At 68.2% G+C, this 14,946-nt stretch carries 13 protein-coding genes; 6 read left to right on the top strand and 7 right to left on the bottom strand.

Annotated elements, in window-relative coordinates; translation table 11 throughout:
• The 4 genes from G3O00_RS30935 to G3O00_RS30920 all read right to left on the bottom strand — a co-directional run.
• Positions 1–811: acetyltransferase (locus G3O00_RS30935; protein ID WP_241025415.1), on the bottom strand; the 811-nt coding region annotated here is incomplete at its 3' end.
• Between the two features lie 17 nt (positions 812–828).
• Positions 829–1,620, bottom strand: coding sequence for an SDR family oxidoreductase (locus tag G3O00_RS30930; protein WP_206145281.1), 792 nt, complete (start codon positions 1,618–1,620; stop codon positions 829–831).
• Positions 1,621–1,662: 42 nt separating this feature from the next.
• Positions 1,663–2,856: a sulfotransferase gene (locus tag G3O00_RS30925; RefSeq protein WP_206145280.1), complete on the bottom strand. Its 1,194-nt coding sequence runs from the start codon at positions 2,854–2,856 to the stop codon at positions 1,663–1,665.
• On the bottom strand, positions 2,853–3,962 hold the full coding sequence (locus G3O00_RS30920) for a DUF1214 domain-containing protein (RefSeq protein ID WP_206145279.1): 1,110 nt from the start codon (positions 3,960–3,962) through the stop codon (positions 2,853–2,855). The genes G3O00_RS30925 and G3O00_RS30920 overlap by 4 nt, the downstream gene beginning before the upstream one ends.
• Positions 3,963–4,092: 130 nt before the next feature.
• On the opposite strand from G3O00_RS30920, the gene cysD reads away from it, so the two are divergent.
• The 5 genes from cysD (at position 4,093) to G3O00_RS30895 (ending at position 11,017) form a co-directional block, all read left to right on the top strand.
• Positions 4,093–5,073 carry a sulfate adenylyltransferase subunit CysD gene (gene cysD, locus G3O00_RS30915; protein ID WP_081436612.1) on the top strand — a complete coding sequence of 327 codons (981 nt, stop codon included), beginning with the start codon at positions 4,093–4,095 and terminating at the stop codon, positions 5,071–5,073.
• Entirely contained in the window at positions 5,073–6,995 is a 1,923-nt protein-coding gene (gene cysN, locus G3O00_RS30910; protein WP_206145278.1) for a sulfate adenylyltransferase subunit CysN, read from the top strand. The genes cysD and cysN overlap by 1 nt, the downstream gene beginning before the upstream one ends.
• 129 nt (positions 6,996–7,124) lie before the next feature.
• The gene (locus tag G3O00_RS30905; protein ID WP_206145277.1) at positions 7,125–8,312 is read left to right on the top strand and encodes a helix-turn-helix transcriptional regulator; all 1,188 of its coding nucleotides are present in this window, start codon (positions 7,125–7,127) and stop codon (positions 8,310–8,312) included.
• 301 nt (positions 8,313–8,613) lie between these two features.
• Positions 8,614–9,981: an MFS transporter gene (locus tag G3O00_RS30900; protein WP_174933456.1), complete on the top strand. Its 1,368-nt coding sequence runs from the start codon at positions 8,614–8,616 to the stop codon at positions 9,979–9,981.
• Positions 9,968–11,017: a beta-propeller fold lactonase family protein gene (locus G3O00_RS30895; RefSeq protein WP_206145276.1), complete on the top strand. Its 1,050-nt coding sequence runs from the start codon at positions 9,968–9,970 to the stop codon at positions 11,015–11,017. The genes G3O00_RS30900 and G3O00_RS30895 overlap by 14 nt, the downstream gene beginning before the upstream one ends.
• 64 nt (positions 11,018–11,081) lie before the next feature.
• On the opposite strand, the gene G3O00_RS30890 is transcribed toward G3O00_RS30895, so the two are convergent.
• On the bottom strand, positions 11,082–12,119 hold the full coding sequence (locus tag G3O00_RS30890) for an AraC family transcriptional regulator (RefSeq protein WP_206145275.1): 1,038 nt from the start codon (positions 12,117–12,119) through the stop codon (positions 11,082–11,084).
• Positions 12,120–12,324: 205 nt separating this feature from the next.
• On the opposite strand from G3O00_RS30890, the gene G3O00_RS30885 reads away from it, so the two are divergent.
• Positions 12,325–13,434 carry a fatty acid desaturase gene (locus G3O00_RS30885; RefSeq protein ID WP_206145274.1) on the top strand — a complete coding sequence of 370 codons (1,110 nt, stop codon included), beginning with the start codon at positions 12,325–12,327 and terminating at the stop codon, positions 13,432–13,434.
• A gap of 9 nt (positions 13,435–13,443) precedes the next feature.
• On the opposite strand, the gene G3O00_RS30880 is transcribed toward G3O00_RS30885, so the two are convergent.
• Both G3O00_RS30880 and G3O00_RS30875 read right to left on the bottom strand, forming a co-directional pair.
• Positions 13,444–14,064 (bottom strand): HAD family hydrolase, encoded by a 621-nt coding sequence (locus tag G3O00_RS30880; RefSeq protein ID WP_174933448.1) that lies wholly within the window; start codon positions 14,062–14,064, stop codon positions 13,444–13,446.
• 142 nt (positions 14,065–14,206) lie between these two features.
• Positions 14,207–14,946 (bottom strand): hypothetical protein (locus G3O00_RS30875; RefSeq protein WP_206145273.1); only part of this gene is annotated, 740 nt, incomplete at its 5' end.

The following is a 14,946-nucleotide window of genomic DNA, read 5'->3' as shown; positions in this document are numbered from 1 at the left end:
CGGACGGCGGCAGGAACTGCACGCCGAACAGGTGCTCGATCATCGGGATCAGCCACGGGATGCTCCACGCGAGCATGCCCGTCGCGCGCCGCGCCCACGGATGATCAGGCATCCGGACCAGCGTCGCACCGGGCACCTCGCGCAGCGGCGCGAGTGCGCACGCGCGCGCCATGTCGTCGCGGTAGCCGTCGCGCAGCGCGGCGAATACGGCCGTCTCGCGCACGAAATCGAGCGGGTCGACGCACGGCAGCATCGCGTCGGCGAGCGCGGCCGGGTCGAAATGCAGATCGCCGACACACTCGCCGTACGCGTTGTAGTTCAGGTAGAGCCCAAGTTCGGCGAGCGTGTCGCGCTCGGCGTCGCCCATCCCGTGCTCGCGCGCGAGCGCATGGCCGAGCGCCGGCAACTCGTCGCCGAACGCCGCGACGATCGCCCAGCGCACATGCCGGCCACCGAGATAGCGGTTCACGATCGCGCTCGTGCAGACGTCGGCTGCCGTGTCGATATGCGCGTCGAAGCGCGGATCGTCGGGCAGCTCGCCCGCGAAGTGATGGTCGAAATAGCGGACCGTCGCGCCGTCGCGCAGAAGCCGTGCGCACGCGTCGCGATTCTGGTCGTGCGACACGTCGAGCACGGTGACGATGTCGCCCGCCCGCGCATCGATCCGCTCGAGCAGCTTGATGTCGCGCTTCACGCCGGTCACGAGCGTGCCGTGCACACCCTCCGCGAGCCGCAGTTGCTGAAGCGCGCACAGCCCGTCCGCGTCACCGTTGAACGCAAAGAAATGTTGTGTTTCGTGGTTGTCCTGCATGTTCCCTTGCTCCATCGTCAGGGCATGAAATCGCCGCCGTTCGCGTCGAGCGTCGCGCCCGTCACCGCGTTCGCGTAGTCCGACGCGAGGAACAGCGCGGCACGCGCGCAATCGTCGTCGGTCGGCAGCTTCGCGAGCGCGATGTTCGATGCGATCGGCGCGATGATCTGCTCTTCCGTCATCCCGTACTCGGCGGCCGCCTGCCGGAAATACGTCTGGGTCGGCACGCCCCACATCCACCCCATGTGGATGCTGTTCGCGCGAATGCCGTGCATGCCGAGTTCTCGCGCCAGGTATTTTGCCGCAACCGCGAGCGCGCCCTTCGATACAGCGTAACCGCCTTCCCCTGCAAACGGCTTGCGGGTCGCCTGCGTGTTGATCATCACGATCGCGCCGCGCTTGTGTCGCTTCATGTGCGGCACGACTTCCTGCGTGAGCGCCATCGTGCCGAACACGTTGGTGTCGAACACCGCGCGCCAGCCATCGAGATCGGCCTCCTCCACCGGTTCCGGAAACGTGCCGTGCACGAATGCGCTGTTCACGAGCGCGTCGATCCGGCCGAAACGCTCGACGGCCTGCGTCGCGAGCTGCCGGCATTGTGCGCGGTCGGTGATGTCCGTCTTCACCTTCAGCACGTCGCAATCGACGCCGAGTGCATGGATTCGCGCTTCGGCGTCGTCGAGCTTTTCCATCGTGCGCGCCGCGACGACCACGCCGCGCGCGCCCTCGCGTGCAGCCTCGACAGCGAGCTTCACGCCGAGCCCCGGCCCGATTCCGGAAATCACGACGATCTTGTCTTTCAGCAACATGGGTTGTCTCCTGGTTGTCGTTGATCTGGCGAGCAATGGCCGTCAGCTTGCCGCCCGCAGGTGCCGCGCGCGATACGCGGCGAAGTCGCGCGCGAGCTGCGCATCTGTGAAGCCGAAGCGCGCGATCGAATAGTCGTGTGCGGCACGCTTGTCGCGGCCGTTGCGCGCCATCCAGTCCGTCATCGCCGTGCGCTGCCGCGCGTCGAGCGGCATCCCGGCAAACGCGTACACGGCCTCGGCCACGCCGAGCGGATTCGACACCGTGTCCTCGAAGCGCACGTCGAGGAACCGGTCGGCCGGCAGCGCGTCGCGCGCGGCCATCGCCGCGCCGATCGCGCGCGCCATCCCCGCGTTCCACTGCGCGCCGACGGCGAGCGGATCGGGATCGTCCGCATACATCTGCCACAACGTGTGCGCCATGCTCGCCATCGACGGAATCGTCTGCGCCGGATCGCGGTGTGTGAGCACGACCTGCGCGCGCGGAAACACCCGGCACAGCACGTCGAGCGCGTGCAGGTGCTGCGGCGTCTTCAGCAGCCAGCGCGCGGCCGGCGCGACGCCGCGTTGCGCCTTCTGCCACTGCAGGAACTGCAGCATCCGCTTCAGGTACGTATAGACCGGCGTGAGATCCTGCTGCGCGAGCCACGCCGTGTAGCGCGGCACGTTCGCGTACGAATCCATCGCGCACACGAACGAATGCTCCATCAGCATGAACTCCTCGTCGGCGAGCATCGCATCGAGCGGATGGATCGTCAGGATCTGCGGGATGCAGTCGATCATCGTCGCGACCTCGGCCTGCGCACGCGCGATGCGGACCGCCGGTTCGGCAAGCGTCTCGCCCGCGAGCGGCGCCGGGTAGCGGGTTTCCCACCACGCGGCCGTATGGAAGCGCGGGTCGACGGCCAGCAGGCGCTGCAGCAGCGTCGTCCCCGTGCGCGGCAGGCCGACGATCACGAGCGGATCGTCGATCGCGATGTCCGCGATCTCCGGATGACGCCGGACGTAATACTCGATAACGAGCCGGTTCACGAGCTGGCCGACGAGCTTCTCGCGCATCATCTCCGCGCCGCGCGCGGACAGCTTCGCTTCTTCGATCAGCGACGCGCACATCACGTCGAGCGCCTCGCGATACGGCCCGTCACCGAACGCGGTCAGTCCGCCCGTGCGCGACACGGCTTCGGCGATCAGCCCGTCGGCCGCGAGCAGCGTGCGGATCCGGTCAAGCGGCGCGTTCATGCGGCCTCCTTCAGCGTTGCAAGCTTGACGACCCGCGTGCGCGGATGCACCGGCTGCGCGGCGCCGACCCAGCGCCAGCAGATCGTGCCGGTGCGATGCCCGGCCGTATCGAGCCAGTTCGCGTCACCCGGCCGCGCGGCCGCGACGACCACCGTCACGCCGCCGTCCGCATTCAGCCGTGCGCTGTGCTTGTTCACGCAGATATCGAAGTGCCGGTAATCGAGCGACTCCATCCAGTAGTTGTTGAGCTGCACGTTCCAGAAGTCGCAGTCGGGCACCGAGTCGACGTCGATCACGAGCGCTTCGTCGTCGGCCAGCGCCCAGCACGAGTGGTAGTAGTAGATGTTCGGATCGCCGCCGACCGACTGGCACAGCGCCTGGTCGGCGGGCGGCAGCGCGTTCACGTGCGACCGGTAGCTCGCGGCCCAGTCCGCGAACAGCTTCGACGTCTGCTCGACGAACTGCGCGGCGCGCGTGAGGCCGCCCTGCAGCACGAGCGGGTCGAGCGGCGCCGGGCGATCGTCGGCGCCGATGCGCTCGATCTTCAGCTGCGCCGGCGTTTCCGCACGACGGTCGAGGAAGGTCTGGCGCACCAGCAACGCGTTGGTGCCCGGCTCCATGCGCACCCAGTTGCCCGCACGCGGCGTTTCGCTCAGCACGATCTCGAAACTGCCGTCCGGCGCGATCTCGAGCTGCTTCGCATCGAGAAAGCCCGTCTGCAGCATCTTGCCGTCGGTCTCGTAGCCGCCCTTCTGCGTGCCGAAGCTCAGATAGGCCACCGTGCCGCGCCGCCCCGTCACGCGGTATTCGCAGCGGCCGTCGAGACGCGCGTACTGGTACAGGTTGTCGGGATTGTCGGCGCCGATCTTCGCGGTCTCGTGCGACGGCGAGAAAAAGCCGGGCCAGGCGCCGTCCGCGAACTCGACGTGCATTTCGAGCGCGATGCGCATCAGCCGGCTCAGGTAGCGGAATCCTTCCGCACGCGTCAGCGGATCGTCCGGCGCCTCGGCGCGCAGGATCTGTTGTCCGCTGCGTTTCAGGGTGTCGCAGAAATCGGCCCAGGTCTGGCCCGAAAGCAATTGCGTGGCACGTGTGTCGTCCGTCATGTGTTCTCTCCGCCGATGGTCGAGCGCTCACCTTAAGCGCCGCTGCCGCGCGCCACTTCGTCCGGGTGGACTAAGGAAAGATCCGCTCCACCGCCGTGCCGCGATTTAGTCCACCCGGACGAAGATCGGCATGCCGCTCGCTCGATACCGTCGGTGTCATGCACGAAACGCCGCACATGTCGCGCGGCACCGGCATGAAACAAGGAGACGAACGATGTTGACCCACTTGGAGCGGCTGGAGGCCGAAAGCATCCACATCATGCGCGAGGTGGTCGCCGAGAGCGAGAACCCGGTAATGCTGTATTCGATCGGCAAGGACAGCTCGGTCATGCTGCATCTCGCGATGAAGGCGTTCTACCCGGCGAAGCCGCCCTTTCCGCTGCTGCACGTCGATACGACGTGGAAATTCCGCGAGATGATCGCGTTTCGCGACGAGACGGCCGCGCGCCTCGGCCTCGACCTGCGCGTGCACATCAACCCCGACGGCGTCGCGAACGGCATCGATCCGTTCACGCACGGCTCGGCCGTGCACACCGACGTGTGGAAGACGCAGGGGCTCAAGCAGGCGCTCGATCACTACGGCTTCGACGCCGCGTTCGGCGGCGCCCGCCGCGACGAGGAAAAATCGCGCGCGAAGGAGCGCATCGTGTCGCTGCGCTCGGAACAGCACCGCTGGGACCCGAAGCGCCAGCGCCCCGAGCTCTGGTCGTTGTACAACGCGCGCAAGCGCAAGGGCGAAAGCCTGCGCGTGTTCCCGATCTCGAACTGGACAGAGCTCGACATCTGGCAGTACATCCAGCTTCACGACATCCCGATCGTGCCGCTCTACTTCGCGAAGGAACGGCCCGTGGTCGAACGCGACGGCGCGCTGATCATGGTCGACGACGAGCGCCTGCCGCTGCGCGAAGGCGAAGTGCCGCAGATGCGCAAGGTGCGCTTTCGCACGCTCGGCTGCTATCCGCTGACGGGCGCGATCGACAGCGACGCGACGTCGCTCGACGACATCCTGCAGGAGATGCGCGAGACGCGCACGTCCGAACGGCAAGGACGACTGATCGACAGCGATTCGGCCGGTTCGATGGAAAAGAAGAAACAGGAGGGATATTTCTGATGGCACACGTTCTCACCGCGCCCGAGGCGCTCGCGCACCACGCACCCGATTCACACGCTGCCGACGAAACGCACACGCCAACCCAGGACCTGTTGCGCTTCATCACGTGCGGCAGTGTCGACGACGGCAAGAGCACGCTGATCGGCCGCCTGCTCTACGAATCGAACATGCTGTTCGACGACCAGCTCACGCAGCTCGAGGTCGATTCGAAGAAGGTCGGCACGCAGGGCGGCGAACTCGATTTCGCACTGCTCGTCGACGGCCTGTCGGCCGAACGCGAGCAAGGGATCACGATCGACGTCGCGTACCGCTTCTTCGCCACCGCGCGGCGCAAGTTCATCGTCGCCGATACGCCCGGCCACGAGCAGTACACGCGCAACATGATCACCGGCGCGTCGACCGCCGATCTCGCCGTGATCCTGATCGACGCGCGCAAGGGCGTGCTCACGCAGACGCGCCGCCACAGCCATCTCGTCGCGCTGATCGGCATCAAGCGCGTGGTGCTCGCGATCAACAAGATGGACCTGGTCGACTACGACCGCGCCGTATTCGAACGCATCGACGCCGACTATCGTGCATTCGCGGCCGAGCTCGGGCTGGCGGAGATCGTCAGCATTCCGATGTCGGCGCTGCGCGGCGACAACGTGATCGCGCCGAGCGCGCGGATGCCGTGGTACGCGGGCCCGACGCTGATGCAGCATCTCGACACGCTGCCGCTCGCCGTGCGCGTGACACGCGACGAGCCGTTCCGGCTGCCGGTGCAGTGGGTCAATCGCCCGCACCTGAATTTCCGCGGTTACGCGGGCAGCATCGCATCGGGCGAGATCCGCGTCGGCGAGCGCGTGCGCGTGCTGCCGTCCGGCAAGGAGAGCCGCGTCGCGTCGGTGATCACGCAAGGCGGCGAAAGCGACATCGCGCGCGCCGGCGACGCGGTGACGCTCACGCTCGCCGACGAGATCGACATCAGCCGCGGCGACATGGTCGCGCGCGCGGATGCGCCGCCCGAGGTGGCCGACCAGTTCGAGGCGACGCTCGTGTGGATGCACGACGCGCCGCTGCTGCCCGGCCGCCCGTATCTCGTGAAGCTCGGCACGCAGACGGTCGGCGCGACCAGCGCGACGCCAAAGTACAAGATCGACGTGAACACGCGCGAGCATCTCGCGGCGCGCACGCTCGCGCTCAACGAGATCGGCGTGTGCAACCTGAGCTTCGACCGGCCCGTTGCGTTCGATCCGTACGACCGCAATCGCCACACCGGCGGCTTCATCGTGATCGACCGCGTCACCAACGACACGGTCGGCGCCGGGATGCTGCACTTCGCGCTGCGCCGCGCGCACAACGTGCACTGGCAGGCCGTCGACGTCGATCGCGCCGCGCGCGCCGCGCAGAAGGCGCAGACGCCGCGCATCGTGTGGCTGACGGGGCTGTCGGGCGCCGGCAAGTCGACGATTGCGAACCTCGTCGAGAAACGTCTGCACGCGCTCGGCAAGCACACGTACCTGCTCGACGGCGACAACGTGCGGCACGGGCTCAATCGGGATCTCGGCTTCACCGAGGCCGATCGCGTGGAGAACATCCGGCGCGTCGCCGAAGTCGCGCGGCTGATGCTCGACGCGGGGCTCATCACGCTCGTGTCGTTCATCTCGCCGTTCCGCGCGGAGCGCGACATGGCGCGCGCGCTGGTCGGGCCCGACGAGTTCGTCGAGGTGTTCGTCGACACGCCGCTCGCGGTTGCCGAGGAACGCGATCCTAAGGGCCTGTACAAGAAGGCGCGGCGCGGCGAGCTGAAGCACTTCACGGGCATCGATTCGCCGTACGAACCGCCCGCGCAGCCCGAACTGCGTGTCGACACGGTCGCCGAGTCGCCGGAAGAAGCGGCGAACCGCATCGTCGCGTACCTGCTGCGCGAGCGCGCGGCGTAAGTGCCGCAAGCGGGCAGCCCAGCGGTTGCCCGCTCGCCCGTGTCGCCTACTCCGTTCGGATGACGCGGGCCGCCAGCCGGCCGGTATGCTGGTCCGGGAACCCTTCATCCCGACCTGGAGAACACGAGCATGCCCATCGCGCTTGCGCCCGGCGACCCGGCCGCGCACGACGGTTTCGACGACGCCGCGTGGACGGCGCGCGAACTCAGCGCGTGGCTCGGGCTCGTCTATCAGGGCCCGTCGGAACCGACCCCGTGGGGCGGCTTCCTCGAAGCGGTCCGCGCGCGGCTCGACGCGAGCTTCACGACCCTGGTGCTGCGCAATCCGGGCAGCGCACGGCACGGGCTCATCATCAATGCGTCGGCGCAGGGCCCGCTGCTGCCCGGCGAACCGTCGTACAGCGAGCAGTTCTACGCGCTGTGCCCGTTTCTCGACCAGCCCCCCGGCCAGGTCTTCACGGCCGACCGGCTGTTCGGCGAAACCGCGTGGCGCGCGCACGATTTCTACCGGCAGTACCTGCAGCCGCTCGACCTGCGCTACATCCTCGGCGCGAACCTGCGCGGCGAACGCGGCGTCGAATGCGCGTTCTTCGTGAGCCGCGCGCACGGCGGACGCGATTTCGACGCGGCCGAGCGCGCGCAGGTCGCGACGCTGCTGCCGCACCTGCAGCGGGCGGTCGAACTGCACGCGGCGTTCGACGTGCTCGATGCCGAACGCGCGCTGTACGCAGGCACCGTCGACCGGCTCGACGTCGGCACCGCGATCGTCGACGAGGACGGCCGCGTGATCAAGCGCAACCGCATCGCCGAGCGGCTGATCGAGCAGCAGGACGGGCTGTGCGTGCGCCAGGAGCGGCTCCACGCGTCGTGTCCGCTCGATGAGCGCCGGCTGCAGAAGGCGCTGCAGGCCGCGCTCGAGCATTTCCGCGCGGGCGCGCTCGCCCGCATCGAAGCCACCACGCTGTCGCGCCCCGGCGGCGCGATGCCGTTGAGCGTGCTGCTGCGCCCGCTCGCGCCCTACCGCGGTGCGGAGGACCGCCAGCACCGGCCGGCCGTCGCGGTGTTCGTCCGCGATCCGGCGTCGTCGCCGCAGACGTCGCGCGACATGCTGCACCGGTTGTTCCGGCTCACGCCGATGGAAACCGAAATCGCGCTGCTGCTCGTCGACGGGCTGACGCTCGACGAGGCGGCCGCCGCGACCGGCATCACGAAGAACACCGCGCGCGCGCATCTGCGCGGCATCTTCGCGAAAACGGGCGCGACGCGGCAGGCCGTGCTCGTGAAGACGCTGCTCAACAGCGTCGTGTCGATGGCGTAGCAGATGCCGCGGCAGCCGCCGGACGGGCTGCCCGATCGATGCCCTCGCGTGCGGTGCGGGTCGCGACCGAAACCACGACAATCGGCTCGCACTCATTTCATGTCATATGTCATCAGACATGAATGAATAACCAGCGAGTCTCATAAAATTCCCCAATATCTGGGCAATTTTCGGGTAAACCCGCGACGTCTTCATTGGCACTCAGGCGTACCATGTCGTACGACGACATACTACACCTACCGCCACCCAGACGCCGACGCGAGCACCCGCCCCGTCCGCCGCCGCCCGACCGGAGACACGCTTGAACCCGCCCTCGCCCGCCCTGCCCGGACGCGACCCGCTCGCGTCCGCCGTCTCGAAAGTGAAGTGGCACGTGCTGCCGCTCGTGCTGATCATGTTCATCGCGAACTACATCGACCGCGTGAACGTCGGCTTCGTCGATCGTCACCTCGAAGCGTCGATCGGCATCGGCGCGGCCGCGTACGGGCTTGGCGCCGGGCTGTTCTTCGTCGGCTACGCGCTGTTCGAAGTGCCGTCGAACCTGCTGATGCAGCGCTACGGCGCTCGCGTGTGGCTCGCGCGGATCATGGCGACGTGGGGCATCGTCGCGGCCGCGATGGCGTTCGTATGGAACGATACGTCGTTCTATACGCTGCGCTTCCTGCTCGGCGTGGCCGAGGCCGGCTTCTTCCCCGGCGTCGTGCTGTACCTGTCGCAATGGCTGCCGCCGCAGGAGCGCGGCAAGGCGATGGCGATCTTCCTCGGCGGCTCCGCGTTCGCGTCGGTGCTGTCCGGGCCGGTCACCGGCGCGCTGCTGTCGATCCGCGGCTTCGGCCTCGAAGGCTGGCAATGGATGTTCCTGATCGAAGGGCTGTTCTCGGTCGCGCTGTGCGGCGCGAGCTGGCTGCTGCTGAAGTCGCATATCCGCGACGCGACGTGGCTCACGGCCGAAGAACGCACGGCACTGCAGAACGCGCTCGACGAAGAGCGCGCGACGCGCGACGTCCGCTCGAACGTGCCGGTACGCGCCACCGCGCTGCTGCGCGACCCGCAGATCATGCTGTTCTGCTTCCTGTATTTCTCGATCCAGCTGACGATCTACGCGGCCACGTTCTGGTTGCCGACGATCATCCGCAAGATGGGCGGGCTCACCGATTTCCAGGTCGGCCTGTACAACACGATTCCGTGGATGATCGCGATCGGCGCGATGTACGGCTTCGCGGTGCTGTCGTCGAAGTGGAAGCATCCGCAGCGCTGGCTCTCGGTCGCGCTCGTGCTCGCCGCATGCGGGCTGTTCGCGTCGACGTCGCACGATCCGGTATGGTCGTTCGCGTCGATCTGCTTCGCCGCGCTCGGCTTCAAGGCCGCGTCGTCGCTGTTCTGGCCGATCCCGCAGGGCTATCTCGACACGCGCGTGGCCGCGGCCGTGATCGCGCTGATCAACTCGGTCGGCAACCTCGGCGGCTTCGTCGCGCCGACGGCTTTCGGCTATCTGAAGCAACATACGGGTTCGATCACGGGCGGGCTGTATGCGCTCGCGATCGCTTCGCTCGTCGCCGCGGTCGCCGCGCTGTTCGCGCGCACCCACCGGCGCAGCGATCCACCGCGCGGCCTGCCGGCCGACAAGTCCTTCACGAATGCTTCGATGCTCCGCCATGCCGAACACTGACCGCCTGACCGTCGTCGTCTCGAATGCCGCAGACGGCGATCTCTCCACCTTCTCGCTCGCGGCCGACGGCACGCTTGCGCCGCTCGCCCGCTATCCCGCAGCCGACGTCGCGATGCCGATCGCCGCGCAGGCCGACCGGGCTCGCCTCTACGTCGCGACGCGCGGCGAACAACCGACGATCGTCGCGTTCCGCGTCGTGCCGGCCACCGGCGCGCTCGTGCGCATCGGCACGACCGCGATCGACGCGAGCCATGCGTACCTGTCGCTCGACCGCAGCGGCCGCTGGCTGCTCGGCGCGTCTTACGGCGGGAACTCGCTGAGCCTCTACGACGCCGCGCACGTACGCGACGGCGACGGCACGCCGTTGCAGGTCGCGGGCGGCATCGCAAACGCGCACTCGGTGATCGTGTCGCCGGACAACCGTTTCGCGTATGTCAGCTCACTCGGCTCGGATCGCGTATTCAGCTTCGCGCTCGTCGAAGACGCGGCCGGCCTGCGCGCGCTCGAACACGGCGAAACGCGCGTGCCGGCAGGGTTCGGCCCACGTCACCTGCAATTCGCTGATGACGGCCGAGCACTCGTTGTCGTCAGCGAATTCCAGGCCACGCTCGCAACGTTCGCGCGCGATCCCGACACCGGCCGGCTCGGCGATGCGCATGTCAGCGCGCGCCATCCCGCCGTCGCCGAACTCGCGCAAGGCCATGCGCGGCCGCCCGCGCCCGCCGAACCGTCCGTCTGGGCCGCCGACCTGCACCTGACGCCCGACGAGCGTTTCGCGTACGTCAGCGAGCGCACGTCGAGCCGCCTGCTCTGCTATCGCCGCCGCGAAGACGGCACGTTCGAACCCGCGCACGCGACCGCCACCGAGACGCAGCCGCGCGGGTTCGCGATCGCCCCGTCGGGGCGCTGGCTCGTCGCCTGCGGCGAACAGTCGGAATACGTGTCGGTGTATGCGATCGCGCCGGACGACGGCGCGCTGTCGCCGCACGCGCGCGTGCCGGGCGGACGCGGTGCGAACTGGGTCGCGATCGTCTGATGAAGTCGTGGCGCGCGGGACCTGACTCGGCAGGCCCGCCATGCTGGTCGGTGCGGCTCCGCGTTCAGCGCCGCTCGCTCGGCGCGACGCCCGTCCACCGCTTGAACGCGCGCGTGAAATTGGCGCGATCCGTATAGCCAACGCGCGCGGCGATCTCGTCGACCGGCAGCCGTGTCCCCTCGAGCAGCCGCAGCGCGTCGCGCAGCCGAATCTCGTCGAGCAGCGCCGAATAGGTCGCGCCGTACTCGGCGAGCTTGCGCTTGAGCGTCCGGGCCGACACATGCAGTTCGCGCGCGACGTCGTCGACCGACGGATAGCCGCCCTCGCCGCAAATCAGCAGGTTGCGCACGCGCTCGACGATGCTTTCCGCATAGCCGAGCCGCGCGAGTTCAGCCTCGCACTGCTGCACGATCATCTGCGCGGTGTGCGCGTTCGCGGTGCCGATCGGTTCGTCGAGCAGCGCGGCGTCGCAGCGGATGCGGTTCGCGCTCGCGTCGAAGTGACAGCGCGGCAGCCGAGCGCGATAACGCTCGAACCACGGCGGCTCCGGCCATTCGAAATGGAGTTCGGCACGCGACTGCAGCGTGCGCCCCGGCACCGGATACAGCAGCGAATTGAACAGGATCGCCGTCTCGACCAGGAAGTTCTCGACCGCGAACTGCCGCAGCCGGCCGAGCGGAAACGCCTCGAGCACGTCGATGTCGACGATCCCGTCAAGCTGCGCGAGGCGCACCGAGAAGAACGGCACGCGCGTCGGCAGGTAGCGGATACCGAGCGAGATCGCCTCGCCGAGCGTCGCGCAGCTCATCAGCCCGAAGCCGATCAGTCCCGCTTTCGTCAGGCTGCTGCGCAGGCCGATCTCGATCGCGATCGACGGGTCGTCCGTCGCGTCGAGCAGGTTGAACACGATCGCCGCCTGCTGCAGCGGCGTGATGCGCGCATCGGGCTGCGCGAGCCGGTCGCGCTCGACGCCCGAGCCGGCAAGCACGCGGCCGCCGTCGATGCCGCGCTCCTCGGCCAGCATCAGCATGAACAGCGCATACGCGGACGACACCGTCGCCTTGTTCAGCGGGCGCGCGGCATCCGGGACGGACAGGACCATGCGGCGGACTCCGAAGCGGTTTCGGCGGATTGTAGCGTCGCTGGCCCGCAATGACACCGGGGCAAGACTCTAGCCGCGCCGGCCGGCCATCGTGGCCCGAAATGACACTGCCATTGGCACCCACGGCCCTCGCGTGCGGTCCGGTGCGCGCCTATGCTTGTCACATCGGCATTGCGCCCCACCCTTTCCGCAGGAATCCCGGTCGATGAGCCAACCCGCACGAACCGCCTTTCGCAACGACGCGGACAAGGTCGCGTACGTCCGCCGCGAGGTCAACGCCGCGAGCGACGCGATCCGCGCGCGCTTTCCGCTGCTCGACAACCAGAACCTCGTCGGCGCGACCGTGATGGCCGTCTCGGTGAGCGCGATGCTCGCGATCGCCTGGCTGTACGCGCGCGGCGCGATCGAATGGTACGTCGCACTCCCGCTCGCCGCGTTCGTCACGTCGCTGATCCACGAACTCGAGCACGACCTGATCCACCTGATGTACTTCAAGAAGACGCCGTGGGCCTACCACCTGATGATGGCGCTGTGCTGGCTCACACGGCCCGGCACGATCAACCCGTGGACGCGGCGGCGCATGCACCTGCATCACCACAAGGTGTCGGGCGGCGAATCGGATCTCGAGGAATTCGGCATCACCAACGGCGAGCGCTGGGGCGTGAAACGGCTGCTGATGATCGCGGACGGCATGCTCGCCGTCGTGCTGCGCCCCACCGCGATGCGCCGCAAGGTGAAGCAGTATGTGGCCGCGCAGCCGGTGCAGGATCCGTCCGAGCGCCTGCAGCTGCGCGTCGAGCAGGTGTCGTCGTACATGCCGGTCGGTCACGTGTATTACGTGCTGTGGCACGCGTTCATCGTCTATCACGTCGGCCTGTTCGCGCTGCATGCGTTCGGCTTCCCGGTGACGGTGCCGGCCGTCGTCGAACGCGTGATGAGCGTCGTCGATTTCCTGGCCGTGGTGTGGCTCGGGCCGAACTTCGTGCGCAGCTTCTGCATCAACTTCGTCAGCTCGAACATGCATTACTTCGGCGACATCGATTCGCGCAACGTGATTCAGCAGACGCAGGTACTCAACCCGTGGTGGATGCTGCCGTTCCAGCTGTTCTGCTTCAATTTCGGCAGCACGCACGCGATCCATCACTTCGTGGTGCGCGACCCGTTCTACATCCGCCAGCTGACCGCGCGCACCGCGCATGCGGCGCTGCGTGAAGTCGGCGTGCGCTTCAATGACGTCGGCACGTTCGCGCGGGCGAATCGCTGGAGCGGTTATCGTCCGGCGCGCGAAACACGCCAGGCCCAGGCCGACGCGTAACGAACGGCCTCAACCGCCGATCGGCGGCATCGGCCCTTGCCCGCGGATCCACGACCAGTTCGCGAGCTCGGCCATTTCCTTGTCGCCGCGGCTGTCGCCATAAGCGAACAACTGCTTCGGCGGCCGGTTGCCCCACCACCCGCGCAGCCGCACGACCTTCTGCGGCCCCCAGCAGTTTTCACCGTCGAGCCGACCGGCGAAGCTGCCGCGCTCGAACGCCAGCCGCGTCGCGAGCACCGCATCGAAGCCGGCCGTCTTCGCCCACTTCTCCAGATACAGCGACGGCGACGCGCTCACCAGCACGACTTCGTGCCCGCGTGCCCGATGCTCGCGGATGCGTTCGAGCATTTCCGGGCGCACGAGGCTCGGCAGATAACTGTCGACGAACGTGCGCGCCTGCGCATCGAGCGCGTCCTCGCGCGCCGGCCCGAATGCGAACGACGCAAATTTCGCTTTCGCGTCGCCACGCGATATCAGCCCGGCCTTCATCGCGATAATCCACGGCAGCGCGCGCAATCCGGCCCATGCGAAGCGCGGCGTGCCGACCGCATAGCGGACGAAATGGCGAAAGCTGTCGGTCGTCGTGATGGTGCCGTCGAAATCGAATGCGGCAACGATGCGGTCAGTCATGGAGAATCGGCGGGAAAGCGATGAGATGCCCGGGAAGATAGCAGACTCGCGCCGGTGCACGTGAAATGAAGTGATGCGGCGCGGCCCGCCCAGCGAACGCGCGCGCCGCCGCGCACGCGTTCGTGCCCTTCGTGCCGTGCGCTCAGCGTTGCGGCCGCGCCGCCAATGCCGCCGGCAGCACGACATTCATCAGGTGATCGGCGCGCGACAGCAGATCGGTCACGCGCTCGTCGAGCCCGCGCAATTGCGCGGGTTGCATGCGGATCTGCTGCACCGCCTGCCCGACGATGTTGCGGCGGTCGAACAGCGAGCGCTCGACGCCCGCATCGTCCGGCGCGCGCACGACGTCCGACACCGCGCTCAGCGCCGCGAGCACGACCACGAGGTTTTCTTCCGCATGACGGACCTTCGCGGCAAGGTCCTCGGTACGGCGCGGGAAGAACCCGAGCGACTGCTTGAGTGCCCCGATCGCCGCACGGTAGTCGACATGGCCCGTCGCCGCGCCGAACCAGCGTTCGAACATGCCGGCCTTGCGCGTCGCCTGTGCGAGCATCCCGGCCATCATGTCGGCCGCGCCGAGTTCGTTGAATTCGCGCGTCGTGGCCGCGACGGCTTCGACGAGGTTGCCCGCCGTCTCCAGCGCGCCGTCGCCGATCGTCGCGACCGTCGCGAGCTTCAGCGGTACCAGTTGCCGGATGTGCCGCTCGATGCGCGGAGCGTAGTCGGGATAGAGATTCGGGAAGCTGGCCTGCGCGGCGCGGAAGCACGCCTCGAGCTGCGGATGGTTCGATTCGCCGAACACCGCGCGGCCGACCGCCTCGGCCGGCGCCGTGCGCACCGCGTTGTCGGACGCGGGCGCCGGCCCGAAGTCGAGCGCTTGCG

The sequence above is a fragment of the Burkholderia sp. Ac-20384 genome (genome assembly GCF_017104605.1).
Lineage (GTDB): Bacteria > Pseudomonadota > Gammaproteobacteria > Burkholderiales > Burkholderiaceae > Burkholderia > Burkholderia lata.
Note: the sequence above shows the minus strand (reverse complement) of the source record. Positions and strands in the feature narration are given on the sequence as shown.